This window comes from Streptomyces sp. NPDC028305 (genome assembly GCF_055569495.1).
In genome coordinates, this window is the sequence record NZ_JBVHTN010000005.1 from 764,575 (window position 1) to 790,165 (window position 25,591).

18 protein-coding genes are annotated in these 25,591 nt (G+C 73.6%); 5 read left to right on the forward strand and 13 right to left on the reverse strand.

Features of this window, described 5'->3' with window-relative positions; genetic code table 11:
• Positions 1-9: 9 nt before the first annotated feature.
• From ACZ4WQ_RS24250 to ACZ4WQ_RS24280, 7 genes are all read right to left on the reverse strand, one after another.
• Positions 10-918, reverse strand: a complete 909-nt coding sequence (locus ACZ4WQ_RS24250; protein ID WP_398373946.1) for a Pvc16 family protein — start codon at positions 916-918, stop codon at positions 10-12.
• 4 nt (positions 919-922) lie between these two features.
• On the reverse strand, positions 923-1,654 hold the full coding sequence (locus ACZ4WQ_RS24255; protein ID WP_398373947.1) for a hypothetical protein: 732 nt from the start codon (positions 1,652-1,654) through the stop codon (positions 923-925).
• The gene (locus ACZ4WQ_RS24260; RefSeq protein ID WP_398373948.1) at positions 1,647-2,459 is read right to left on the reverse strand and encodes a hypothetical protein; all 813 of its coding nucleotides are present in this window, start codon (positions 2,457-2,459) and stop codon (positions 1,647-1,649) included. The genes ACZ4WQ_RS24255 and ACZ4WQ_RS24260 overlap by 8 nt, the downstream gene beginning before the upstream one ends.
• 47 nt (positions 2,460-2,506) lie before the next feature.
• Positions 2,507-3,031 (reverse strand): phage tail protein, encoded by a 525-nt coding sequence (locus tag ACZ4WQ_RS24265; protein WP_311728446.1) that lies wholly within the window; start codon positions 3,029-3,031, stop codon positions 2,507-2,509.
• A 7-nt stretch (positions 3,032-3,038) separates the two neighbouring features.
• Positions 3,039-4,886, reverse strand: coding sequence for a phage tail sheath family protein (locus ACZ4WQ_RS24270; protein WP_398373949.1), 1,848 nt, complete (start codon positions 4,884-4,886; stop codon positions 3,039-3,041).
• A gap of 497 nt (positions 4,887-5,383) precedes the next feature.
• Positions 5,384-7,402, reverse strand: a complete 2,019-nt coding sequence (locus ACZ4WQ_RS24275) for a GDSL-type esterase/lipase family protein (protein WP_398373950.1) — start codon at positions 7,400-7,402, stop codon at positions 5,384-5,386.
• Between the two features lie 248 nt (positions 7,403-7,650).
• Positions 7,651-7,911 (reverse strand): hypothetical protein, encoded by a 261-nt coding sequence (locus ACZ4WQ_RS24280; RefSeq protein ID WP_311728449.1) that lies wholly within the window; start codon positions 7,909-7,911, stop codon positions 7,651-7,653.
• Positions 7,912-8,148: 237 nt separating this feature from the next.
• Between ACZ4WQ_RS24280 and ACZ4WQ_RS24285 the strand changes: the two genes are divergently transcribed.
• Positions 8,149-8,940 carry an IclR family transcriptional regulator gene (locus ACZ4WQ_RS24285; protein ID WP_398373951.1) on the forward strand — a complete coding sequence of 264 codons (792 nt, stop codon included), beginning with the start codon at positions 8,149-8,151 and terminating at the stop codon, positions 8,938-8,940.
• A gap of 134 nt (positions 8,941-9,074) precedes the next feature.
• Here the strand turns inward: ACZ4WQ_RS24285 and ACZ4WQ_RS24290 are convergent, their stop codons facing one another.
• The 3 genes from ACZ4WQ_RS24290 to ACZ4WQ_RS24300 all read right to left on the reverse strand — a co-directional run bounded on the left by ACZ4WQ_RS24290 (position 9,075) and on the right by ACZ4WQ_RS24300 (position 15,547).
• Positions 9,075-10,082: a helix-turn-helix transcriptional regulator gene (locus ACZ4WQ_RS24290; RefSeq protein WP_311728451.1), complete on the reverse strand. Its 1,008-nt coding sequence runs from the start codon at positions 10,080-10,082 to the stop codon at positions 9,075-9,077.
• 82 nt (positions 10,083-10,164) lie between these two features.
• On the reverse strand, positions 10,165-13,839 hold the full coding sequence (locus ACZ4WQ_RS24295; protein ID WP_385351348.1) for a S8 family peptidase: 3,675 nt from the start codon (positions 13,837-13,839) through the stop codon (positions 10,165-10,167).
• Positions 13,840-14,077: 238 nt separating this feature from the next.
• The gene (locus ACZ4WQ_RS24300) at positions 14,078-15,547 is read right to left on the reverse strand and encodes an aldehyde dehydrogenase family protein (RefSeq protein ID WP_398373952.1); all 1,470 of its coding nucleotides are present in this window, start codon (positions 15,545-15,547) and stop codon (positions 14,078-14,080) included.
• A 198-nt stretch (positions 15,548-15,745) separates the two neighbouring features.
• Between ACZ4WQ_RS24300 and ACZ4WQ_RS24305 the strand changes: the two genes are divergently transcribed.
• Entirely contained in the window at positions 15,746-19,180 is a 3,435-nt protein-coding gene (locus ACZ4WQ_RS24305) for a hypothetical protein (protein WP_398373953.1), read from the forward strand.
• A gap of 19 nt (positions 19,181-19,199) precedes the next feature.
• Here ACZ4WQ_RS24305 and ACZ4WQ_RS24310 read toward each other — a convergent pair whose 3' ends face one another.
• The gene (locus tag ACZ4WQ_RS24310; RefSeq protein WP_398373954.1) at positions 19,200-20,744 is read right to left on the reverse strand and encodes a helix-turn-helix domain-containing protein; all 1,545 of its coding nucleotides are present in this window, start codon (positions 20,742-20,744) and stop codon (positions 19,200-19,202) included.
• A 280-nt stretch (positions 20,745-21,024) separates the two neighbouring features.
• Here ACZ4WQ_RS24310 and ACZ4WQ_RS24315 point away from each other — a divergent pair, with 280 nt between their 5' ends.
• The gene (locus tag ACZ4WQ_RS24315; RefSeq protein WP_398373955.1) at positions 21,025-21,657 is read left to right on the forward strand and encodes a hypothetical protein; all 633 of its coding nucleotides are present in this window, start codon (positions 21,025-21,027) and stop codon (positions 21,655-21,657) included.
• 257 nt (positions 21,658-21,914) lie between these two features.
• On the opposite strand, the gene ssgD is transcribed toward ACZ4WQ_RS24315, so the two are convergent.
• The gene (gene ssgD / locus ACZ4WQ_RS24320; protein ID WP_311725606.1) at positions 21,915-22,331 is read right to left on the reverse strand and encodes a spore wall synthesis regulator SsgD; all 417 of its coding nucleotides are present in this window, start codon (positions 22,329-22,331) and stop codon (positions 21,915-21,917) included.
• A 229-nt stretch (positions 22,332-22,560) separates the two neighbouring features.
• On the opposite strand from ssgD, the gene ACZ4WQ_RS24325 reads away from it, so the two are divergent.
• Both ACZ4WQ_RS24325 and ACZ4WQ_RS24330 read left to right on the forward strand, forming a co-directional pair.
• Positions 22,561-24,033 carry a zf-HC2 domain-containing protein gene (locus tag ACZ4WQ_RS24325; protein ID WP_398373956.1) on the forward strand — a complete coding sequence of 491 codons (1,473 nt, stop codon included), beginning with the start codon at positions 22,561-22,563 and terminating at the stop codon, positions 24,031-24,033.
• Positions 24,034-24,155: 122 nt separating this feature from the next.
• Positions 24,156-25,283 (forward strand): WD40/YVTN/BNR-like repeat-containing protein, encoded by a 1,128-nt coding sequence (locus ACZ4WQ_RS24330; RefSeq protein ID WP_385344652.1) that lies wholly within the window; start codon positions 24,156-24,158, stop codon positions 25,281-25,283.
• Position 25,284: 1 nt separating this feature from the next.
• On the opposite strand, the gene ACZ4WQ_RS24335 is transcribed toward ACZ4WQ_RS24330, so the two are convergent.
• Positions 25,285-25,584 carry a YciI family protein gene (locus tag ACZ4WQ_RS24335; RefSeq protein WP_311725609.1) on the reverse strand — a complete coding sequence of 100 codons (300 nt, stop codon included), beginning with the start codon at positions 25,582-25,584 and terminating at the stop codon, positions 25,285-25,287.
• Positions 25,585-25,591 lie beyond the last annotated feature (7 nt).

Consider the following 25,591-nt stretch of genomic DNA (forward strand, 5'->3'; position numbering starts at 1 on the left):
CACCGCGCCTCAGCTCTCCTGGCCCTTGGGCGTACCCCTGGTGCCCGGTGCCTTGCGGGTGCGAGTGGGGGAGGCTGTGGGGCCGGTGGGTATGGCCTTCTCGGCGGTTGGCTCGGCGGTCTTGTCGGCCGCTTTCGCCGCCGTCTTCGTGGGCTTCCTCGCCGCCGACTTGGACGCGGCGCGTTTCTTCGCGGGCCTCGGAGCGTCCTGGGCAGGCTCGACCGCCTCCGGCGACGTCACATCCGTGGCTTCCGTGGCTTCCGCGGTTCCGTCAGAGCCCGGCAGCCGCGGCGGCTCCGGCGCGCCCGGGGCGCCGAAGGGCGCCGCCCGTACCGTGTACCGCTCCACCGGCTTGGCCGGGACCGGCCGCTCCACGCCCTCCACCAGGACCAGCGACCCCTGGTAGCAGACCGAGAGGGTGTACGGCGTCTGGTAGAGCATGCCCCAGAGCTTCGAGGTTTCGTCGACGTCCATCTGGATGGGCGTGAACCGCACCTTCTGTAGTGACTCCGCGAGGTCGCTGCCCGCCAGATACGGCCGCTCGGCGGCCTCCTCGATCACGTCCTTCGGCAGGACGGGGATCTCGTGCAGTGTGCGCACCACGCACCCGATCAGGCGCTGCCCGACCAGCTCCGTCTCGTCCCCGTACGCGCTGATCAGGAAGTTGAGGTCCATCGCCGCGGCCGGGCGCTTGAGGAGCGTGCCGTCCGAGGCGCGCGTGGGCAGGTCGTTGTGGCGCATGGACGCGTTCGGGGTGACCTGATACAGGAACACGTTGATGGTCGGCTCGGTGGGCGGCTCGGCCGGGGGCTTGCGGGTCTCGACCGAGACCGCCATGTCGATCTCGGGCCGCAGGTTGTTCGCGATGAGGATGGCCAGGGCCTGGGTGACCGTGGCGAAGGCAAGTGCGTTGCTCATGGCCTCAGCTCCTCGTCTCGCCGCGCGTCAGGTAGTCCTGGAGGCTCAGCGCGGGGGCGCGCCGTCCCGCGTGCTCGGGGCGGGCGCCGGGCGGTCGGCCGCCGCCGGAGGCCGCCGTTCCGGCCGCGCTCACCTCGAGCCGCCCGATCTGTACGTGTACGACGCGCTCGGCGGGCTTGGACCGGCGCCGGGTCACCGGGGCGCGGGCCGCCTCACGGCCGAGCGCGGCGTCGCCGGCCCGGAGGCTCGGCGGCGCGGCGGCGGCCGCCGGAGCGAGGATCGCCTCCGGCGACGCGGGCGCGGGCGCCGTGGTCCGCCGCGCCGGGCCGGGCTCGCCGGGCGTCGTGTCCCGCCGCCCGGGGCGCGGGGTGTCGAGGGCGTCCGGCCGGGGCCCGGGGGTGACCTGGGCGGCGGGGCGCAGCAGCGGCGCCGCGGGTCGGACGGCGGTGGCCGGGGCCGGCTCGGTGCGGGGCGCGGCCTCGGCGCGTACGACGGTGTCCCGTACGGTCTCCACCTCGCGCTCGTACCGCACCGACTCGCCGTGCCACGGCGCCGGTTGGGTCGGGGCGGCGAACAGGGGCGCGGGCTCGTCGAGGGCAGGTGGCTCGGCCCGCAGGCTCTCGATCCGCTCGTACGGGCCGGGCAGCCGCGGCCGTACGTGCGCCGTGCGGCCGTCGGCACCCGTCCGCGGCGCGGGGGAGTGCCGCGCGAGCAGCCGGTCGAAGTAGTCAGACATCTGCGCACAGCTCCAGGTAGTAACGGCGCCGCAGCGGGCTGAGCGCCAGGATCTCCGGCTCGCTCCAGCCGTAGGCGGTGGCGAGCAGATGGACGTCGAGCAGCAGGTCCCGCGCCCAGGAGTCCAGTTCGGTCCACAGGTAGGAGGCGATGTCCAGTTCGGCCGAGGTGGCCTCGCCGCACTCCGGACAGGCGATCTTCAAGGTCACCTCGGCGGCGGGGTCGGCCTGCTCGGCGGCCTCGGCGAGCCGCCGCTGCACGGCCTCGGGGAGCCGCAGGCCGCGCAGTTGGCCGGCGGGGACGGGGCGGCCCGCGCGGGTGGCCGAGACGGTGCAGCGGGCGAGGAGCAGCCGGCGGGCGAGCGCGGCGGGCGAGTCGTCACCCGCGTCACCCGCCTCCGCGCTGGAGGCCGCCGCGTCGAGACCCGCCGGACCCGAGCCCGCCGTGACCGCCTCGATGTCGGCGACGGTGGGCAGCCGGAACTCGACCGTCCATTCGCCCTCCTCGACCCGCAGCGGGCCGTCGCCCCGCCGTGGCCGCGCCCCCAAGTCGCCTGCGTCCAGCTCGAACTCCATGTCCTCGCCGCACGCGCCGCACTCGACCCGCACCTGCATCCGCGCGCCGAAGAGCGCGCGGCGCAGGGCGTACAGGTCCGCCTCCCGCTCGCCGACCGGCATCGACAGCAGTTCGTCGGTGCCGGCCTCCGGACGGGCCGCCCGGTGCAGCAGCAGGGCGCGGCCGGGGCCTTGGTGCGCCAGCCCCGCCTCCCAGGTGGCCAGCAGCTCCGCGGGCCCCGTGTTCGCCATCCGTCAGGCCGTCCTGTTCCGTTACGCGCCTCCGTCGCCTCCGTCGCCTACGCCGGATGGGTGAACGAGGGCTCTTGCGGCTCCGGCACCTCGTAGTCCCGCTCCCAGCCCTCGCACTCCAGCTTGAGGCTCTGGATCGCGACCGCGTTGGCGTTGGCGTCCAGCTCGCCCAGCACCTGGTACTCGCTCGGCCAGGTCCGGTAGAGCTTGTGCGAGACGGCGACCTGGCCCGCCTCGTTGAGGACCTGTATGACGATGTCCTTGCGGAAGTCGGCCAGTGAGACCTCCGAGCCGAGCCCCGCGCCGATCTGCCAGACCTTGTTGGCCCAGCGGTCGAACTCGGGGTCGTGGGTGACGCCGCGCTCCAGGGTGATGCCCTCGAACTCGGAGCGGCCCGGGGACTTCCGGGGCGAACTCGGATCGCCGCCGTGGCGGTGCTTCACGACTTCGGTGGTGCGCTTGAGCGGACTGATCTTGCTGATGCCCGCGACCGTACGACCGTCCCACAGGACCAGGAACTTGAAGTTCTTGTACGGGTCGAAGCGATGGGCGTTGACCTGAAACTCAGCCATCACATTCCTAAATCTCGAACTGTCCGGCCATCTGCTGGATCTTGACGATCACGAACTCCGCTGGCTTGACCGGAGCTATACCGACCACGACATTGACGATGCCGTTCGCGATGTCGTCCTCGGTCGTCGTGTCCTTGTCGCACTTGACGAAGTACGCCTGGCGCGGCGTGCCGCCCTTGAACGCGCCCTTCTCGAAGAGCGTGTGCAGATACGCGGACGCGTTCAGCCGGATCTGCTGCCACAGCTGCTCGGTGTTGGGCTCGAACACCACCCACTGCAACCCGCGGCGCAGACTTTCCTCGACATACAGCGCCAGCCGCCGCACCGGCACGTATTTCCACTCGCTGTCGAGCGCGTCCGCGCCCTCCAGCGTGCGCGCGCCCCACACCACCGGGCCCACCACGGGGAAGGTGCGCAGGCAGTTGATGCCAAGCGGGTTGAGCAGCCCGTTCTCGCGGTCGGTCAGCTTGACGGTCAGCGAGTGCACCCCGGCCAGCCGCGCCTCGGTCCCGGCCGGCGCCTTCCACACGCCGCGCTCGCTGTCCGTACGGGCGATGACGCCGGCGAGCGCGCCGGACGGCGGGAAGGAGCGCAGCCGGCCGGTGAGCGGGTCGGTGAGCTGGAGATGCGGGAAGTACAGGCCCGAGTGGTTGCCGCGGACGGCCTCGAAGGCGCCGATCCCGGCGCGCGCGGCGTCCACGCTGCCCCAGGCCGAGGGCGAGTCGACGAGCAGGAAGATCCGCCGCTCCCGGCACAGCCGCTCGGCCGCGGACAGGACGGTGACCATGTCGTCGGTGGACTCGTACGAGGCGAGCTCCGGCAGCGACAGCAGGTTGACGTCGTCCACGTCGCGCAGCGCCTGGAGGCCGGTCTTGCCCGCCTCGCTGCCGATGATGTCCCGGGGGCCGGGCGGGTCGCCGTCCTCGCCGCCGGTCAGCGGGAAGACGGGCGGGTTGACGGAGGCTTCGAGGCCCAGGTCGTTGGCGCACTCGCCGAGGAAGCGCACCACGTCGTCGGGGTCGATGGACCCGGCGACGACCTGGAGGCGGCGGCCGAAGGCGGTGACCTCGGCGCCCGCGAAGGCGTGCTTGCCCGGGGCGTCCGGCAGCGCGCGCAGCTTGCGCTCCAGGAGCAGGGCGAGCTCGGTGACGTTGCACGGCGCCTCGCCGTCGCAGTCGGGGTCGTAGAGCGTGAACGCGCGCTCGACCTCGCCGATCTTGACCGTCAGCTCGACGTTCAGGTCGGGGAGCTCATGGGAGAACGGCTTGGAGACGGTGCCGGAGGGGTCCGGCCGGCCCTCGCCCACGACCTTGACCCGGATCAGCGCGGACGACGAGTTGATCGCGGTCTCGGCGTAGCGGCCGTGGCCGGGGTCCATGGACAGTCCGGTGAAGGACTCGCGGGCGGTGCCGCGCGCGTCGAGAACCTGGAGGTTGAAGGTCTCGTCCGGGCAGGGGGTGTCATGGTCGACGGCCAGCCGCAGGCCCGAGCCCCACAGGCCGGGCTCCTTGGCGTGCACCTCGAGCACCGGGCACTCGCTGTGCCCCTCGGTGGACTCGAGCGTGACGCAGGCGGCCTTGCCGGTGCCGGCCTTGGCCACGCGCACGATGACCGCGACCGTGCCGCCGTTGCCGAAGAACTGGTGCACGGCGTAGCCGACCGCGCTCTGCGAGGTGAGCCCGCCGAAGCGGCGCTCGAAGTCGGCGAAGCTGGTGATCCGCACCGGCGTGTTCAACGGACCCCGGCGGGTGTGGCCCACGAACGCGGTCACCGAGGTGGTGACCGAGGCGATGGTGCGGACGCTGCTGGCAAGCTCTTCGATGTATACGCCGGGATAGCCCGCGTGCGTCGGCATTCCCCCTCCATTCTCTGAGTGCATCAAGAGATGAGGAGAGGAAGTGAAGAGTGCGCGCGGATTACGTGGCTGCTATGCGCACACTTTCTTCAACACTTCCCCCGTCGCACACCCGCGAAATCTGTATCGCAGGGCCCAGCACGTCGCTTGCGGCTCCTGATGCATGAGTGCTTCTTGAGTTTCTTTCCCAGCTTCATGGCAGGTCAAGGAGTTGTTCCGGTCAACTCGCCGATGGCCGGAATTCTAGATCATTTTCTCTTGATCGCTTCTTGAGTAAGCCATTACCCTGCGGAAATGCGGTGCCATTTCGCGCGGGTGGGCCCCCGGGGGCCCGGGTCAATGCGACGGGAACGAGCCGAATAAGTGGAGGTCCCGGCGCGCCGATTTGCGGTCCGCCGGGCCCGGGGATATCGCGCACGAGGGCCCCCGGCCGGACGACCGGGGGCCCTCGACGGGTGTGGTGCGGTGTGGTGCGGCGTCGTGCGGTGTGCGCCGCGCTAGCCGAGCTTGGCGGAGATGATCGGCGCCAGGCGGTCGGTGATGGTGCGGTGGCCCTTGTCGTTGGGGTGGACGGAGTCGGAGAGCTCGTCGGAGGCGAGCCAGCCGGTCGTGTCCACGAAGGAGACCTTGGCGTCGCCGCCGGTCACGGCCGCGGTGACGGCCGCCTGGGTCTCCGGGACGAAGCGGCCGCGGAAGGTCTCCAGGGCGAAGATCCAGGCGTTCGGATAGGCGGCGCGGACCTTGCGCAGCAGGCTGGAGTACGCCGCCTGGAACTGCGCGGACGTCACCCCGCGGCCCACGTCGTTGGTGCCGAGGTTGATGACCACCGCGTTCGCCTGGTAGCGGGAGAAGTCCCAGTCGGGCGTGGCGGCGTTCGGGTTCAACTTGGTGAACTGCTGCTCCAGGCTCATCCGGTCGTCCGCCGTGTCCACGAGGGCGGCGCCGCCCTGGGCGATCTGGGTGTGGTCGGCGCCGAGGCGCTCGCCGATCAGCCAGCCGTACGCGGTACGGGCGTTCTGGGAGGTGGTGGTGCCGACGGTGATCGAGTCGCCGACGAATTCGATCAGTTTCTTCGGGGTGGACGGGGTGAAGGTGGTGGCCCCGCTGTCCAGGGTCAGCCCCTGGAAGACCGCGTCACCGTGGTAGGAGCCCGCGACCACCTGGTAGTTGACCTGAAGGGTGTGGTTTCCGGCGGACAGCGGGGTCGGGGTGAGGTTCACCGTGCCCTTGGCCTCGTCGAAGAACGTCGCGGGGCCGCCGTCGATGCTGGCCCACAAGTCGATCGCGTTGCGCTGCTTGAGCTTGACGGTGCGCCCGGTGAAGCCGGTGCGGAAGTACGCGCCCGCCCAGTAGGGGGTGTAGGCGGTGGCGGAGCTCCTGGTGTCCCAGCGGCCGTAGAACTTGATGTTGGGGTCGCCCGGGTCGCCGGGGGCGGCGGCCGCAGCCTTGGTGGCCCTGCCTGTCTCGGTCGCGGCGCCCGGACTGGCGGCTGCGAGCTTCGCGGAGATCACCGGGGCGAGACGGTTCGCGAACTTGGTGTGGCCGGACTCGTTGGGGTGCCCGTTGCCGTCCTCGTAGTCGGTGCCGTCGGTGAGCCAGCCCGTGGTGTCGACGTAGTAGACCCTGGCGTCCCCGGCGCCGGTGCGGGCGCTGACGGCGGCCTTGGTCTCGGTCACATAGCGCTTCTTGAGGGTCTGGAGCGCGAAGAGGGCCGCGTTCGGGTACTTGGCGCGGATATCGCGGAGGAGGTTGGTGTACGCGGTCTGGAACTCGGCGCCCGTGACGCCATGTCCGATGTCATTGGTGCCCAGGTTGATGACGACCGCGCTCGCCTGGTAGCGGGAGAAGTCCCAGTTCTGATCGCCAGTGGAGCCGATCTTGAAGAACTGGGTGGCCAGGCCCGTGCAGCCGTCCTTGCCCACCAGGCAGTAGCCCGAGCGGGCGATCTGGGTGTGCCGCATGCCCAGCTGCTCGCCGGTCTTCCAGCCGTACGAGTCGAGCGCGAGCCGGTCGGTCAGGGCGCCGGCGGTGATCGAGTCCCCGACGAACTCGATCAGTTTCGAAGGAACTTGCGGGGTTGTCGTGCCCGCGCCCGAGTCCAGCACGAGGCCCTGGAAGACGGTGTCGCCCGAGCGGTAGGAGATCCGGAGGGTGTGGTTGCCCTGGGGGAGGGGCTGCGGGGTGAGGCTGACGGTGCCCCGGACGCCCGCGTAGAAGACGTCGGCGCCGCCGTCGACGCTGGCGTAGAAGTTCACCGCGTCGCGGGCCTTGACCTTCACGGTCGTTCCGGTGAAGGCCGTCTGGAGGTAGCCGCCCGTCCAGTTGGGCACGGCCGCGGTGCCCGAGCTCACGTCCCAGCGGCCGACGTAGGAGATGTTCGAGTCGGTCACCGAGCCGTTGCCCAGGGCGGTGGCGCTGGTGGCCGTGGCGGTGGCGCTGGTGGCCGTGGCGGTGGCGGCGGCGTGCGCGCGGGAGCCGCCCAGGCTCAGCCCCCAGACGAGTAAGGATGTGGTCATGACAAGCAGAAGCATCGCGCGTGCCGTGCGGGCGGCCGCGCGGCCAGGGGCTCTGGTGCTCCTGGTGGGGGGTGCGGTCGGCGACATGGGCCGTCCTCTCTGTGGGCGGGTGCGGGTACCGGCCCGGGAACCTCCTCGGGAGCGCTCCCATCGCGGGCGCGCCCACGATGGAAGCGTTGAATCGGTTCAACGTCAAGAGAGGCGGTCAGGTTCGAAAATTCCCATCGAAAGTTCGCGCCGAAAGCCCGTCAATAAGTTTCGTCCGGGCTCCCGATGACATCCCGGACGGTCTCGACGATCTCCGGCACGGCCCCTGCCGGGGCCGGGTCGAGTGCCACCTGGCGTTCGAACTCGGCCAGTGCCTCCCGCATCATGTACGGCTGTTGCACAAAGGCGAGCTGGACGAGCTCGGCCCCGCAGTCCACATAGTCCCGCTCCCCGTTCTCCAGGGCGGTGACCAGGTCCCACATCAGGCCGACCGCCTCGCTCGCGTCCTGCGGTGAGTGCATGAAACATCCTCCGCTGGTCCCGTGACTCGGTACGGTCCCGTTCTTCGAACTGAGAGTGTCCCGCCTCATCGCGGTGGGCGCAGCCGTAATGCGATAAGCGACAATCCGCCGTCAGGCTTCGACCGTTTTCGGCGCGCGAGCCGTCCGCCGCCGCCCGTTCCGGCCGCCGCCGCTGACCGGACCCGGGACAGGCGGCCGCCGCGGTGCGCCGTGCACGATCCGTCTACGATTCGACCCATGGCCGATACCGGGGGCGTACGCGAAGTGAAGTCCGCGGCCCGCACCGTCGAGCTGCTGGAACTGCTCGCCGCGCGCGGTGACCGCCCGGCCCGGCTGCGCGAGCTCGCCGACGAGCTCGGGGTGCCGCGCAGCAGCATGTACGCGCTTCTCCAGACCCTGATCGACCGCGGCTGGGTGCGCACCGACGCCACCGGCTCGCTCTACGGCATCGGCATCCGCGCCCTGCTCACCGGCACCAACTACCTCGACAGCGACCCGCGCGTCCGCGGCGCCCGGCCCTACCTCGACGAGGCGTCCGACGCGCTCGGCGAGACCATCCACTTCGCCCGGCTCGACGGCGGCGACGTCGTGTACCTCGCCACCCGCGAGTCGCACGAGTATCTGCGCTCCTTCAGCCGCGTCGGCCGCAGGCTCCCCGCCTACGCCGGGGCGCTCGGCAAGGCCCTCCTCGCCGAGCGGGACGACCGCGAGCTGCCGCTCCCCGACGGCCCCTGGGAGCGGCTGACGCCCCACACCCACCCCGACCGCGCGTCGCTCACCGCGGACCTGGCGCGGGTGCGGGAGCGGGGCTACGCGATCGACCGGGAGGAGGGCGTGGTGGGCATCGCGGGTTTCGGGTTCGCCCTGCGGTACGACTCGCCCGCCATCGACGCGATCAGCTGCTCGGTGCCGACGGCCCGGCTGACCGAGGAGCACGAGCGGCGGATCCTCACCGTCATGCGCGAGATCCGCGGCCGCATCGAAGCCGCGGCGCCCGGGGCCACGGCGCCGGTCCCTCAGTGGCGCTGAGGCGGGCCGGCCACCACTTCCACCGGTTCCACCCGGGCGCCCGTGATCACTGCTCCCGTTGAGCAGAGCCCGCCGACTCCAGCGTCCTGGCCGCTTCGTGTTCGCCGCGTTCCTCCCCGAGCGGCGGTCCGTGGCTACGCCCAGCCCCGGTGGGCGGCGCGGACGCCGGCTTGGAAGCGGCCGCCCGCGCCCAAGCGCTGTTGGAGGTCGCTGATCCGGCGGCGCAGGGTTCGCAGGCTGATGCCCAGGTGGCGGGCGATCGCCTCGTCCTTCATGCCGACGGCCAGCAGGCCGACCAGCGTGCGGTCGGCGTCGCCGAGCTCCTCGTCCTCCTCGGCCGGCGGGCCGTCCAGCGGTGTGGCGTGTTGCCACAGCGTCTCGAAGAGCGTCCGCAGCGCGTCGGTGAGCCCGGAGTGTCGTACGATCACCGAGCTGTAGACCGGCCCGGCGTCGACGCTGGTGAGCGGCAGCATCGCGGTCCGGCCGTCGATCACCATCAGCTTCATGGGGACGGTGGGCAGCACCCGCGCCTGTTCGCCGAGCGCGACCATGCCCTCGGCGTAGGCCAGCAGATCCGGGGACTCCAGGGATACCACAGAGTAGAGCGCGCGGTACGCGACACCGCGGCGCAGCACTTCGCTCTGGAGGTCCAACTGGGGGGTGAGCGGGGCGAGGTAGGGCGGGGAGTCGATGAGGCAGACCTCGTGTTCGGCCTGGGCGTACAGCTCCTCCAGCCGGGCGGCGTTGGCGCTCTCCCCGCGCACCACCTCGACGAGGCCGGCCGGTTCGGAGCGCAGCAGCCCCGCCGCGTAGATCTTGGCCATGTCGTCGGCGGTGGCGGCGAGCAGCTCGGACTCGGTTTCGCGCTTACGGATGAGGGCCCGGATGGCGATGCGGGGGTCCACCGGCCGCAGGCCGCCGGTGGAGTCGGGGGCCTGGAGCAGGCCGAGGCGGAGCAGCCGGGCGCAGGCGCGGCGGACGCGGGCCGGGGAGGCCCGGACCAGCTCCGACCAGGTGGTGACGTCGGCGTCCGGCTGATGGAGGATCGCGTGGTACACCGTCTCGTCGAAGTCGGAGACCCCTGCCGCGGCCCAGGGGCTCGGGCTCGTGGCGGGGGTCTCCTCGGCTGCTCTGTGGTCCACTTGCGGCGGCTCCGGCGTGTCGATGCAACGATTCAACGGCACGCTAGACGGAGTTTGTTACCGCCGAGGGGCGGATCTCGGCCTACTTCAGGCCATATGCGCGGGTGACCGTTTGATCGATTCGATTGCCGTCGGCATCGGTGGCCTGGACGCGCAGGGCGACGAAGCCGTTGGAAGCGCCGAGAGCGGGGTGTTTCACGGTGGCCTTGTAGCCCGCGCGGGAGCCGGTCAGCCTGGCCTCCTTCCAGGTCTTGCCGTCGTCGTAGGACACCCACGCCTTGACCGTCTTGACCTTCGATTCCTCCGCGCTCTCCTGGTGGCGGGGTGCCAGCTGGAAGCTGAACTGACGCCCGGCCCTGGTGCGGCCGAACAGGTCGAGGGCCAGGTCGTAGTCCACGGACAGGAGGGGGAGGGCCTTCGCCTCGGCCGTCCGGGCGGAGGTGAAGTCCCATTCGGTGCTGGTCTTCGTCGAGTACGCCGCCCAGGCCGCCGTGCGCTCGGCGTCGATCGTCAGCTTGTACGCGGCCTTGTCGGCGGGCACCTGGAAGGTGCCGGAGCCGTACGGGGCCTCGCCGACCAGCTTTCCGTCCGCGTACAGGCTCGTCTTGACCTTGTCCACGTTGTCCTTGGCCGCGCCCGCCGAGCCGTAGTGACCGCTGCCGGAGTCGGCGTACTCGGGGATGGCGAGGGTGAGTTCATCGCCCTCGCGCTGTGAGACGCCGAACTCGGCGGCGGTCGTCGGGCGGAACACGGGCGACAGCCAGTCCACCGTCTGCTGCGTCCCGGGCCGGTACGTGGCCAGGGGCGCCCACTGCCGGCCGGCGCCGTCGTAGTCCTGCATGGCGGTGCGCCAGACGCGGGTGTCGGGGTCGGCGCTGTAGTACTCGGTGCGCCCGGTGCCCAGCGGCACGTCGTACTTCGACTCCACCGAGAAGAGCTGGTACGGGCGGAAGGTGTGCGTGGCCTCGGCGCCGATCTGCCCCTTGGCCGAGCCGCGGTAGCGGGCGGTGACCTTGGTGGTGTTGCGGCTGTCGAGGCGGTAGGTCAGGTCCTTGCCGATGGCGCCGGGCTCGGGCAGCAGCACGTCGTACACGTACGGGCTGACCGCCGTGCCGCCGAGGTCGAGCGTCACCGCGCTCCGACCCTGCGCGGTGAGCAGGGACAGCAGCTTGTCGCCCTCCTCGCCGGGTATGGAGATGGCCGGGATCGTGGCGCTGTCGACCGCGGTGAGCCACAGGCCGGCCGTGGTCCTGCGGTACACGAGGACGTAGGCGGCGCCCGCCTTGGTGGCGTTGCTGACGGCTTCGTCGGGCCAGCCGTCCGGTGCCAGGCCCACCAGCACGGCCTTGCCCTTCACGTCCAGGCCCTCGAAGTCCTCGGCCGTGCCGCCCTTGGCGTCCACCAGCCGCACCTTGCGGTTACCGGTGATCTTGACGGGCCAGCCGGTGTACGTGTCCACGTACTGTGGGTTCAGCGTCACCCGCTCCGGGCTGGTGACGCTCGCCGTCAGCTTCCGCTTCTCCAGCCGCCATCTGCTGTAGAACTCGAAGGAGCCGTCGGTGACCTGCTTGGTCGGGGCGGCGTAGATGTGCTTCTTCCACTTGCCCATGACGTAGGTGAGCCCGAAGGAGCTGCCTCCCTCGCGCTCCCGGTGCCAGGAGGTCGTCACGCCCTGGAGCTCGGCGTCCTTCTCCTTGGTCTGTGGCTTGATCTCGACGGCCTTGCGCGCGTCGAGAGTGAGCGAGGTGTCGCCGGTGACCTCGATCTGCGGGTCGCCGACAATGCTCGTCCCGACCTCGTGCCGCCCGCTGTCGAGGATGGGGATCCAGGTGGCGAGGGAGTAGGTGCCCTTCTCCACCCGGAAGGTCTCGGAGCCTCCCATGGCGCCGAACTGGTTGTACGTGTAGTCGGCGAGGTTCTGGAAGGTGAAGAGGGCCGACCGCGCCGGCTTGCCCTCGCGGTCCAGCAGTTCGACCTTCAGGTCGTACAGATCCGCCTCCCGCTCGTAGCCGACGGCCGTGGTGGCCTTGACCGTGCCGTCCTCACTGGTCGCCGTGATGTACCCGGTGTGGCGGCCGACGTCGGCCTTCGCCGGGTCGACGGTCACCGGGACCTTCGCGGCGCCGTTCGCCGGCACCGTCACGCTGTCGGAGCCCAGCGAGAGCGACCCGCCGTCCACCGAGGACGCCAGCCTCAAGGTCACCGGCTTCTCGGTGGCGTTGGTGTACGCGATCGTCTTGGTGTCGGGCGCGTCGTCGCTGTACCCGTACAGGCCGTAGCTGAGCGCCGGGGTCGCGAAGACGTTCTGGGTGACGGCGCGGGGCACGTCGACCCGGCCGTCGCCCTGTTGGAAGGGGCCATTGGCGGTGTTGGTCTTCGCGGTGCTGGCGAGGGACGCCTTGATCTGCTGGCCGGTCCAGTCGGGGTGCGCCTGGGCGACGATCGCCGCCGCGCCCGCGACGTGCGGCGTGGCCATCGAGGTGCCGTTGGCCGTGGTGTACAGGTCGTCGACCGGAGTGCCCATGCTCGTGCCGGCCGCGCGGGCCGCCGTGATGGCGACACCCGGCGCGGTGATCTCCGGCTTGACCCCGTAGTCCCCGATGCGCGGGCCGCGGCTGGAGAACGACGCCAGCTTGTCCTGCTTGTCGACGGCGCCGACGGTCAGGGCCGAGTCCGCGATGCCGGGCGTGCCGACGGTCTGCTCGAACGGGCCGGTGTTGCCCGCGGCGATCACGAACAGCGCTCCGGACGACGCCGACAGCTGGTCCACCGCCTCGCTCAGCGGGTCCGAGGGGCCGCTCGCCGTGCCGCCGAGCGACATGGAGATCACCTTGGCGCCGGAGGTCGCGGCCCACTCCATGCCCTCGATGATCCACGAGGAGTAGCCCTCGCCCGCGTTGTTCAGCACCTTCCCGACCAGCAGTTTCGCGCCCGGTGCCACGCCTTTGCGCCGGCCGTCGGAGGCGGCGCCGCTGCCCGCGACCGTGGCGGCCACGTGGGTGCCGTGCCCGAAGCCGTCCTGGACCGTCTCGTCCGGGACGAAGCTCTTGGAGTCGGCGACCGAGTCCTTGACGTCCGGGTGCGCCGTGTCCACGCCCGTGTCCAGCACGGCGACCTTGACGCCCTTGCCGTCGTACCCGGCCTTCCACATCTCCGGGGCGCCGATCTGCGGGACGCTGACATCGAGGGCGGCCTTGACCTTCTGGTCGAGCCAGAGCTTCTTCAGGCCCTTGTCCTGCCTGATGTCGGCCCAGAAGGCGGCTGCGTCGGCCTTGCGTGCGCTGAACGCGGCGCCGCCGACGCTGGACAGGGTCAGCGTCTTCCGTGCGCCGTCGGGTGTCGGATGGGCGCCCTTGCCGCGATAGGTGGCGATGACCGGTAACGAGCCGGTCTTCGTGTCGTCGTAGCCGTCCCTGACGAGGCGCGTGATGTTGAACAGGTTCGCGTCGAGCCGGCCCGCGGACAGCAGCCTGAGCGCGTCGTCGGGGACGACGCTGATCTCCTTGCCGTTCTGGTTCGCCACGAAGTCGACCGATTCGCGGCCCGCGCCTCGCTTCACATCGACGGCGTACCGGCCGTCGTCGCCGGTGGTGACGGTGACCGTATCGCCGGTGATCAGGGTGACCGTGCGTTCCGTACGGACCGGTGGGGCCTTTGGGGCAGCCTCGGACGGCTGCCCGCTCGCCACCGGCATGGCCAGGCCGCTGAGCAGTCCGGCCGCGCCGGTGACAGCCAAGAAGCGACGCAATCTTCGCATCGGCTGGCTTCCTCCCTCATCGCATCCGACTCTCCTTGTCGGAAGGTGCGATCAGGGTGGTGGGCGGGAGTGGACGGGCTCAAGGGAATCCCGTGGCCAGGCTGTGCCAACGCCTCTATCGGTCACGGAGTGACGCCGGTGGGGCCGGGTCGGGGCGGGTACGGCGGGTACGGCGGGTCGCGCGGGGAGTCGGGAGGTGGGCGGTGGTGGTAGGTTGCGCCGGCGACGGCTGATCGCGCTACTCGAACCAGCGCCGGGGCCGGGGCGCCGTGTTGCGCCAGATGTGCTTGGTCTCCTGGTACTCCGCCAGCCCCGCGCGGCCCAACTCCCTCCCGATGCCGGACTGTTTCATCCCGCCCCACTCGGCCTGCGGCACATACGGGTGGAAGTCGTTGATCCACACCGTCCCCGCGCGCAGCCGCGAGGCCATCCGGTGCGCCCTGGCCGCGTCCTGTGTCCACACCGCCGCGGCCAGGCCGTAGACGGTGTCATTGGCCAGCGCGAGCGCCTCGTCCTCGTCACGGAACCGCTCCACCGTCAGCACCGGGCCGAACGACTCCTCCTGGACCACGGACATGTCCGGGGTGCAGTCGTCCAGCACGGTCGGCAGGTAGTAGTAGCCGTCCTCGAGCATCGGGTCGGCCGGGGGCGTCCCGCCGCAGCGCAGCACCGCGCCCTCGTCCAGCCCGGCCGCCACATACATGGCCACCTTCTCGCGGTGCGCGGCGGAGATCAGCGGGCCGGCGCGGGCGTTCTCGTCGAACGGGCCGCCGAGCCGGATCTTGCGGGCGCGGTGGACGAACTCGTCGACAAAGGCGTCGTGCAGCTTCTGCTGGACGAGGAGGCGGGCGCCGGCCGAGCGGACCTGTCCGGCGTTCAGGAGCACGGCGGTCAGGGCGTGGTCGACGGCGGTGTCCAACTCGGCGTCGGCGAACACCACATTGGGGTTCTTGCCGCCCAGCTCCAGCGCGACCCTCTTGACCGTGGGCGCGGCGGCGGCCATGATCCACCGCCCGGTGAGCACGCCGCCGGTGAACGACACCATGTCGACCCGCTCGTCCGTGGCCAGGGGCGCGCCCGCCGTCGACCCGGCGCCCAGGACGAGATTCGCGGTGCCCGACGGCAGCCCGGCTTCCGTGAGCAGCCGCATCAGGCCGATCGCGGTGTGCGGGGTCAGCTCGCTGGGCTTGAGGACGAAGGTGTCACCGGCCGCGAGCGCGGGGGCCACCTTCCAGCCGGCCTGGAGCAGCGGGTAGTTCCAGGGGGTGATCAGCGAACAGACGCCGACCGGCTCGTGCACCACCCTGCTGTCGATCTCGGGGCGGCCCGCCTCGATGACCCGGTCCGCTCCGTCGGCCGCGGCCAGATCGCCGAACCAGCGGAAGCAGGCGGAGACGTCGTCCAGGTCGCACTCGCTCTCGGCCAGCCGCTTTCCGGTGTCCAGCGACTCGGCGCGGGCCAGCTCGGCCTTGTCGCGCCGCAGCAGGTCGGCGACGCGCAGCAGCAGTCTGCCCCGGTCCGGGGCGGGGACCCGGGGCCAGGGGCCGCGGTCGAACGCGTCCCGGGCGGCCGCCACCGCGGCGGAGGCGTCCTTCGGCCCGGATTCGTCGACCGTGCCGACCGGCATGCCGTCCGCGGGGCAGCGGATCTCCCTCACCTGTCCGTCGAGAGCGGCGGTCCACTGGCCACCGATGAACAGCTCCGGCATGGGGTGCCTCCGGGCTCGGAGGGACGGTGCGCGGACCGTAGCGGCGCGCAGACCCGTACATTCCGAGCCTAAGCGGCGTCCCCCGCCCTCGCACGGCGTGCCGCGGCCGGGCCGGGCGGTGCCGTGCCCGTCCCCGTCGGGGAGCCGCGGCCGGGGGCGCGGTCCCCGGCCGGCCGCGCGGCGTGCACAATCCCTGCCATGGTCCGTGATCCGCAAGCCTCGCACGCCCTGGCCGACGAGCTGCTCGCCGCCCTCGATCCGCTGCCCTACCGGCGCCGCATGCGGGAGTTGGCCCTGCGGGCGAGAGCGGCGAGCGCGCACGGACAGCTCGCCGGGCTGCTCGAGGCGCTGTCGGAGCGCGGCGGATACGAGCGGGGGCTGGCCGCCATGGCCGCGGCGGTCGGCGGCCGCACCGCCTATCTGGAGGGGCGGCTGACCGACCCCGACCCCGTGGTGCGCGGCCACGCCCTCAAGGCCGCGCGCCGCGGACAGCTCACGGACGCCGCGCTGGAGGCGGCCTTCGAGGACGCCCCCGCCGCCATACGGGGCCGGCTCGCCCGTACGGTCGTCGCCCGGCGGCGCACCGCGCTCGCCGACCGCCTCGTCGACCCGCTGCGGGAGCGGTGGGGCGACGTAGAGGCGGCGCGGGTGCTGCCCGCCTGCGGACCCGAGACCGTCGCCCGGCTGCTCCCCGGCCTCTTCCACGCCGTCGGCAGCTGGCGCGCGCTGGCCTCCCGCCACCCCGCGGCGGTCCTCGACGAGGCCGAGCGGCAGCTGGCCGCGCTCCCCGAGGCGCTGCGCGGCGACTGGTGGCTCCGCCACGCCTCCTGTGTCGCCCTCGCGGCGCGCGCCGAGCCGCAGCGGGCCCTCGGGCTGCTGGAGCGGCTGTGCCACGGCCTGCTGCCGCTCCCGGTGTGGCACCGGCTGGGCGCGCTGGCCGCCGCCGAACCCGGCCGCACGATACGGCTCCTGCTGACGCCCGAACGCGCCGGTGTCCTGCGCGGCCGGGGCCTGGACCGGGCCGTGCTGCGCCGCCTGGTCCGCGCGGACCCGCCCGAACTGGCCCACCTGGCACGGGCGCTGGGCCACGACGCCCAGGCCCTGTCCCGGCTGCTGGCCGCCCTCCCGCCCTCCCGCCGCCCCGCCTTCTTCGACGCGGCCGTCGCCGAACGCGACCTGACCCACGCCGAACTGGAGCCCGTCCTGCTCGAGGTGCTGCCCCGGCCGCGCCGCGAGGCGGAGGCGCGCCGGATGGCCGAGCGGGCGCGCGAGCGCGGCGCGCCCTGGATCACGGTGCTGGAGGCGGTCTCGTATCTGCCGGTCGGTGAGGCGCGCGAGGAACTGCTGCGGGCCACCCGCCGCTCCTCGGCCGACGACCGGGCGCTGGCCTACCCCCTCCTCATCCGCAACGCCGCCCGCTCCGGCGACCCGGAGGCGGTCACCTCCCTGCTGGCCCTGCTGGAGCGGCTGCGCAACGAGCAGGACCCGGTGCGGTCGGCCGCGCTGCGCGCGCTGTCCGGCACCCAACCCTCCCTCTTCCTCGACGCGGCCGCCGAACACCTCGACCGGGTCGCCACCGACGCCATCCAGGCCCGCGACTCCTCGCCCGCGACCCGGCAGGCCCTGCACCGGCTGGCCGTCGCCCTCCTGCGGGAACACGCGGTCACCGGCCGGCGCGAGCTGATCGGCTGGGCGCTGCGCACCGTCACCCGGCTCGCCGGGAACGTCGGCCGCGGCGATCTGGGGCGGCTCGAGGCAACGCTGCGGCGCGGCCAGGAGCAGGCGGTCTTCGAGGCGCTGCGGCCGTGGCTGGAGGCGGGCGCGGACCGGGTCGACCACGAGCTGACCTTCGCCCTCGCCCGCTCGCTCGGGCGCCGCGCGCACGCCATGCCCGAGCTCCAGGAACTGCTGCGGCAGGCCATCCAGTTCGGCAGCAACGACACCGTCCGCACGGCCGTGGGGCTGTGGCTGGAGGACCCCGCCCGGCGCGACGAGCGGGTCGCCGAGCTGCTGGCGCTCGAGCCCTCGACGGCCGTGCTGCCGTCCGTCCTCGACGTGCTGACGCACCGCCGCACGGATCTGCTCGATGTCGTGCTGGACGACACCCCTCCCTACGGCCGCTTTCTGACGCCCGGCAGTCACTGGACGCCCCCGGTCGACCACGGCATCGGCCGCTGGCTGCCCCGGCAGCGCGCCGCCGCCGCCCGGATCCTCGCCCGCGCCGCCGCCGACGGCTCGCTGCGCACCGACCAGCGCGTGGGGGCGATCGCCGCCGCCGCGCGCATCCCGGACCACGGCGCCGAGGCCGCCCTGGCCTGGACCGGCTCCGACGACGTGGTCCTGGCCGAGGCCGCCCTCGCCGCCCTGGCCTGGACCGACCGCCCGGCGGAGCACCTGCCCCTGTTGCTCGCCCACGCGGGCGGCGACCGGGCCCGGGTGGCGGTCTACGCGGCGACGAGAGCGACCCTCTTCATGGCGCCCTCGCGGCTGGAGGGGCTGCTGCGCGGGGTGCTCGCACCGGGCGAGGGGACGGGCGCCGCCGGGGAGGGCGGGGCGGCCGTGCCCGCGAAGGTCACCAGCCGCAAGGAGGCCGCGCGGCTGGCCGCCACCCGGCTTCCGGCCCCCGACGCCGCCGCGCTGCTCGCCGACGCGTACCACGCGCCGGGACAGCACCACGACGTGCGGGCGGCCTGTGTGGCCTTCGCGACCGGGCTGCTCGGCCACGAGTCCGCCTGGGAGCTGCTGTCGGCCGCCGCCCGCGGGCGGCGCGAGCCGCGCTGGGCCGTGCTGCGCACCCGCCCCCTGGACCTGCCGGAACTCCACCGGGAGCGCTACGCCCGCCTCATCCGGGACGTGTGCGACACCGACGACCCCGAGGTCGTCGGGGCGGGCCACGCGGCGCTCGCCATCTGGGCCCCCTGGGCGCCGGACGCGGCCGTGGTGCTGGTGGCCGCCGCCACCGACCTGGACGACCGGGCCGGCTGGCAGTCCGCCGCCGACGCGCTGATCGACCTGATGGCCGCCGTCCCCGACGGCATGCCCGAGGACAACCCCCTGGCCTGGGTCCTCGCGGCCCTCGCCGCCGCCGACACCGACCCGCGGACGCCCGACGCCGACCCGGACCGCGACCGCCCGGCCCGCCGCCGCATCGGACGCATCACGGCCAGGCTGGCCCAGCACAGCCGGATGCGGCCGGGCACGATGCGGCCCGTCGCGACCGCGGCGGCCGAACTCCTCGCCGGCTACGAGCCCTTCGTCGCGGACGCCGCCCAAGTGCTCGTCAACGCCGTCGACCTGGACGCCGAGCCCGGGGTGCTCACCGCCGCACTCGCCCGGCTGGCCCGTCTGCACGCCACCCGGCCCGCGCTCGCCGCCCGTACCGCCGACGCCCTGCACCAGAGGCTGCGCACCGCCGCGCGGCCCGGCCGGAGCGAGGCCCTGCTGCGGGCCGCACAGGACCTCGGCGACGACGGGGCGCACGCCTCCGGGCTGTTCGCCGTCACCCTCACCGAGGTGGGCGGCGCGCGCACCACGTGGACGGAGCCCTGGCGGACCCGGCTGCGCGCGCTGCGCCGCCATCCGCACCCGGACGTCCGCGACGCCGCGCTTCTCCTCTCGACCGCACAGGAGTAAGCGCCCCTGGCAGCAACGCCTAATCATCGCGGTGCCAGACGTGTGTTTCGAACTGATAGCCGTACTCCGGGCGCCCCTTGACGGCGCTGGTGCGGAACGGCGCGCCGTGGTCGTCGATCCGTATCCTCCCCTCGCGGTCACCACTGGTCCACTCGAGCTCCAGGTACCAGTCGCAGTCGCAGCCGGACGTGCGGGCGTTGATCAGCAGCACCTCCGGGTCCGTGTCGGACACGCGATACGGAAAGCGGACGGCGGGGATCGGCTCGCCGGCGTCGTTGCCGTCCGTCGGGACGGCCAGCGGGCGGGCGGCGTCCAGGTTGACGGAGAAGAGACGCGGGGTCAGGGAGCCGCCGCAGCCGTTGTTCATCGCGAAGGACGACCAGGGCAGCGGGGTGCGCCGCCCCACCACCCGGACGTGCAGGTCCCGGAGCACCACGGCCGACTCGGAGCGGCCCTTCACCGTCACCTCCACGTTCGTGGTGCCGCCGTGCACCGCGCCATGGGCGGACGCCCAGGCCGCGGCGTCCTGCTCGACGGGCGGCGGGGCGACCTGGGACGGCGGGCGGTTGATGAGATAGCGGTGGTCACACCTGCTCTCCCAGACATGGGAGCGGGTGCTGAGCGTGAGCGGGGTGCCGCTGCCGGGCTTGTCGTCCCGGCCGCCCTCCGAGCCGCCCGAGCCGCCGCCGTCCGCGCCGCCGCCGGATCCGCCCCGTCCCGGCGACGCGGAGGGGGACGCGGCGCCGCGCCGCCCGCCGCCCCGGGGCGAGGCCGACGCACGCTCGTGTGCCGTGTCGTCCTTCTTCAGGTCGCCCCGCGCGGTGGGCCTGGCCGGCGGTGTGGACCCGGACGGGGCCGCCGAGGGCTCGGGGGACGCGGCGGCGTCCTTCCGCTCGTCCCCGCTGGGCGGCCGCACCTCCACGGCCGTGATGGCGAGGACGGCCGCCGCGGCCGCCCCGAGCACCAGCGCCCACGGCCGGGTCCGCCAGACGCGGAGCCCGGCCCCGACCGCCCCCACCGGCCGCCCGACCGCCCCGCCCGCCGCCGGAACGGACCGCAGCCGCCCCTGGTCCGCCGCGCGCCGGGCCTTCCCCGCGGCCTTCGCCGCCCGCGGGCCCGCGGCGCTCGTCGGCGGCGCGCCGCCCTCGGCGCCGCTCCCGGCCGCCCGGCCCGGCTGATCCGCCGCGGCGGCGCCATCGGGAGACGGGCCCGCCGCGACGCCGATCGTGTCGTCAGTCGCGTCATCGGTCGCGGCATCGGTGCTGCCGTCGGGCGGGGCCGGCCGGACGACCCCGCCGCGGCCGGAGGCCGCCCGTCTCGCCGCGTCCGCCAGGATCCACCGGCGGTGCAGGGCGACCAGCTCCTCCGGGGTGGCCCCGCACAGCCGAGCTAAGCGCTCCGCCATCGCGTACTCCGCCGGCACCGCGTCGCCGTTGCAATAGCGGTGCACCGTCGACGCGCTGACATGCAGCCGCGCCGCCAGCACGCCGTAGCTGCGGCCCGAACGGTCCTTCAGCTTGCGCAGACTCTCCGCGAACTCCGCGATCTCTTCCCCGCTGCCCACCTGAGCCACCCCCCATGAATCCATACACCGCCGCCCGCACTCACGTTCCACCGTTCCGCGACCGCGTTCCAGGCAGTTGTCATTCCCCCAAGTCAGAGTACGTGCAGGCATTCCCGCGTTCCGCATGCCGCGCCACCCCTGGCGGCGGCGGCACAGCGCCGCCCACGCTGGGGACCAGTCGCCGCGAGCGTTGCGGCGGATCACAGACCCGGGCCGCACACGCTCGGGCCGCACGACCCGGACCGCGTGGACGCGGACCGTAGAGACGGGGAAACACCGCATGCACAACCACAACCACAAGCGCTCCCGCCGCGCCGCCGCCCTCGGCGCGGCCGCCGCGGCCGCCGCCTTGGCCGTCGTCGGCGCCGGGCCGGCCCAGGCGAGCGTCCAGTCGGTTCCGGCCCACCTGGTGCCGAAGGAGCTGCCGCCGCACCCGGCGTCGGACTGGTACGCGAGCGACGTCACGAAGGGCCTGCCCGAGACCCCTCCGTTCTGCGTCGAGAACACCCTGCCCTCGGCGGGAGCCACCCACCGGACGTTCTGGACCGAGTACGACACGGGCGCCGCCCAGATCGTGGTCAGGACCCGGACGGTGGACGCCGCCCGGAAGCTCGCCGCGGCCGCCGAGAAGAAGATCCGGAACTGCGCCGCCGACTGGGAGCGGCAGTTCCCGCAGGGCACCGCCTCCTGGCGGGACTACGGCGCGCTCCAGGCCGAGGACGGGGCGCACGTCTACGGCGTCCACACCTCGTACCCGGACTCGGAGCCGGGCATCCACCTCTTCGGGGTGGGCCGTGACGGGCGGACGGTCACCATCGTCCGGTGGGGCGAGATGGGCGGATACGACCAGGCACCGCTGGCCGACTTCAGGCGGACCACGACGACCGCGGTCGTCAAGCTCTACCAGGAGTAGCGCTCAGCGGCGGCTGAGGGACGGGGGGAACGGGGGGAACGGGGGGACGGGGGAAGCGGGGGGCCGGGGTCCGTGCCCGGATGTGCCGGCTACGCGCGCGCAAGGGGGGTGCGCGTCGCCGTCACACTGAGCAACGGGCGCCGAACGGGGGGCGGGGGCAGGAGGGGGCGGGGCAGGGGGAAGCAGGGTGCCCGGGAGAGGGGGCGGGCCCGGCGTCGGCGCCGGGCACGGCGGGCACCGCAGGCGGCCCTGCCCCCTCAGGCCTCCCGCAGCAGCGCGGCCAGGCCGTGGTCCAGGTCCAGCCGCGCGCTCTCGCTGCCCTCCGGCACCAGGGCGTACGAGCGGCTGAGGAAGTGCCGGAGATCGTCGGTGTCGAACTGGACCATGGCCATGCCCTCCGGGGCGTGGAACTCCAGGACGGTGCGGTGCGGGCCACACGGCCACACCAGCACATCGCCGCTGCCCGCCGGGCCCCGCAGCCCGGCCGTCAGCAGCTCGCGCCCGAAGGTCCACTCCACCGCCGCCCCGTCGAGGGACGCGGCGGGCGGGAAGGAGACGCGCACGGCGAACGGGTCCTCGCGCTCGTAGCGCAGGCATGCGGGAATCGCGCGCGCCTCGGGCGTCGACGCGATGAGGCGGGCCTGGACGGCTTGATCGATGACGGTGGTGGTCAACGCCTGCTCCCTTGCGATCGGTGCGGGTCCTTGCCTCTCTCTACGCCTTTAAGACGTATGGGCGATCACCCCAGTGCACCCGCTGCGGACGTGACGTGTGTCACGACCATGTTTTCGGGTGGAGATGCGACATTTAGGCTTGCGGAATCCACGCAAAGTCTCAGGTGCCGTGCTGAGCTGTTACAAAACCGCGGCCGCGGCGAGGCATCACTTCAGGGGTTGTTCCACCATGACCGAAGGTCCCACAGCGCCGGACGCGCATACCTACATCCGGCGCCACCAAGACCACCATCCGCACCTCGTCGGCTTCGCCCGCACCTTCGTCGGCACTCCCTCGGCCGCGGAGGACGCCGTCGCGGAGGCGTACTTTGTCGTCTGGCGGCGGCTGCGGTCCGGTCAGTCCGTCGGCGACGTCCCGGCCGCCCTGAAGGCCGCCGTGCGCGACCTCGCCCTGGCCGCGGCGAGTCGCGACCGCGGGCAGACCGTCTCCTACGCCGAGCTGCTGGCAGGCGTCATAGAGGATCTGCCGCAGCGGTGGGTCAAGGCGCTCTGGCAGGCGGAGGCGGAGCGGCAGGCGCCGGTGGCGTCGACCGGCCGCCGGGGCGAGGCGGGGGTGAGCCCCGCCGCCGCCCTGGAGCGGGCCCGGGACGGCATGCGCCAGCACTTCCTGCGCGCCCAGCCGGGCGCCCCGGCCGACCCGGCCTGCGGGTGGTGCTGGGAGCGCCTCCCCGAGCACGTACGGGGCGTCGACTCCCCGTCCCAGGCGGAGCAGGTCGCGGTCCATGTGGCCGGCTGCGCGGACTGCCGGGCGCGCATGGAGCGGCTCATGGCGGCCGACGCCCGGCTGCCCGCGCTGGTGGGCCCGGCCCTGATGGTTCTCCTGGCCCGCGGGACCGCGGAGTACCTGGTGCCGCTCGCCCGCGAGGGCGGCGCGGTGGCCGCCCTGTCCTCGGGCGGGGCCCACGCCGCCCCGGCGACCGTCAAGCTGGCGACCGTGGCCCGCACCGCCGGCAACCGGGTGCGCGGGCGGGCGACCCGGGCAGGGCGGCCGGTCGCGGTCGCTGCCGCGGCCGGTGCGCTGGCCCTCGCGGGGGCGGCGGTCGCGGCCGGGCTGGTCCTGACGAACGGCGACTCGCCCGGACAGGACCAGGGCACGGCGGCCTCGACGCCCTCCTCCGCGCCGTCCTCGGACGGGTCCTCGCCGGCGTGGGGCGCGGAGTCGGCGCGGTCCGGCGCGTCGGGGCAGGCGTCGGGCGACGCCTCCTCGGGGCGCTCCGCCGCGGACGGCCCGTCGAGCGGCGCCGCAGACCGTTCGCCGTCCCCGTCCCCGTCCACGCCGTCCCCGTCGGCTTCGTCCGCTCGCGGCACGACCGGCGCATCCGGCGCCCCGCAGAGCGCGTCGGCGTCCCCGGCGCCGTCGGCGCCGACCACAGGGGCCGGCGGTGGCGGGAAGGCCACGGCGACGACCCCCACCCGGCCCCCGGCCACCCAGCCGACCCCGACGCGTACGCAGAGCGCCACGCCCAAGCCGACCCAGACCCCCGGCCAGACCGTGAGCGCGACGCCCGAGCCGACCGCGTCGCCGACCGAGTCGCCCGCCGCGGAGCCGGGCAAGCCGGCCAAGTCGAACAAGACGGCCGATGCGAGCGAGCAGCCTTCCGCGCCCGGCCGCGGCGGGGCCAACGGCTGGGACAACAACTAGGTCCCGCCGGCACAGGGGCGCCCGCTCACGAGCGGGCGCCCTTCGCGTGAGATCCCGCGATTCGGCGTCCGGCCTCACTCGCCCGTGGACGGCGTCCCGCGCATGGGCTAGCTTCCGGCCCCATGAGGGACAAGGGGATCAAGGGCATCAAGGGCATCAAGGGGACGATGAGACGCGCGGTGGCGGCCGGGGTGTGTGCTGCGGCGCTCGCGTCGGCGCTGGCCGCCGCGCCCGCGCAGGCCCAACCGGCGCGCGACAAGGGCCTGTCGGAGGCGGGGTGGCGGCTGAAGGACACCGGCACCGACGCCCGGTTCCGCGGGCTCGCCGCCGTCAGCCGTACGACGGCGTGGGTGGCCGGCTCGAAGGGGACCGTGCTGCGTACGCACGACGGCGGGCGCAGCTGGCGCGACGTGTCGCCCCCGGGCGCGGAGGGGCTGGAGTTCCGCGACGTCGAGGCGTTCGACGCGCGCCGCGCGGTGGTGCTGGCGATCGGTGAGGGCGAGGCGTCCCGGGTCTTCCGTACGGACGACGCCGGCGCGACCTGGACGGAGAGCTTCCGCAACACCGACCCGCGCGCCTTCTACGACTGCCTGACCTTCTTCGACGCGCGCAACGGCATCGCGCTCGGCGATCCGGTCGACGGCAAGTACCGCGTCCTGTCCACCGGTGACGGCGGCCGCAGCTGGCGCGTGCTGCCCTCGGACGGGATGCCCGCCGCGCAGCCGGGCGAGGCGGCGTTCGCGGCCGGCGGGCAGTGCCTGGTCAGCGCGGGGCGCCGGGACGCGTGGTTCGCCACCGGAGGCGCGGCCACCGCGCGCGTGTTCCACTCCGCGGACCGCGGTCGCACATGGACGGTGGCCGACGCGCCGCTCCCGGCCGGCGACCCGGCGCGCGGCGTCTTCGCGCTCGCCTTCCGCGACACCCGCACCGGCCTGGCCGTCGGCGGCGACTACCGCGCCGGGCAGCCCTCCCCGAAGGCGGCCGCGGTCACCCGGGACGGCGGGGCCGTCTGGACGGAGGCCGCCGAGCCGCCGCCCGCGTACCGTTCGGGCGTCACCTGGCTGCCGCACAGCCGTCGCGCCGCGCTCGCGGTCGGCCCGACGGGCACGGATGTGACGAGCGACGGCGGCCGCACCTGGCGCACGGTGGACCAGGGCTCGTACGACACCGTGGACTGCGCCGCGGACCTCGGCTGCTGGGCGGCGGGCGAACGGGGCCGGGTCGCGCGTCTGGAGCCGGCCGGGGGGTGAGTCAGGACGGCGGCTGCCGGCGGTGGGCGGCCAGCTCGGGAGCGGTCTTCGTGGCCAGGAACTCCGTGATCCGGTACTCGCACAGGCCCGCGACCGAGAACGGGTCGGTCGCCACGAGCCGCTCGACCCGGGCCCGGTCGTCGCCGACCGCCAGGATGATCCCGCCGTCCCGCGGCACCTTGCGGCCCGAGGCGATGATGTCGCCCGAGGCGTAGAGCCCCTCCAGCCAGGTCACGTGGTCGGGGAGCGCGGCTTCGATGCGCTCGATGGGCGCGGTGTAGGTCAGCTCCAATACGAACATGATCGCG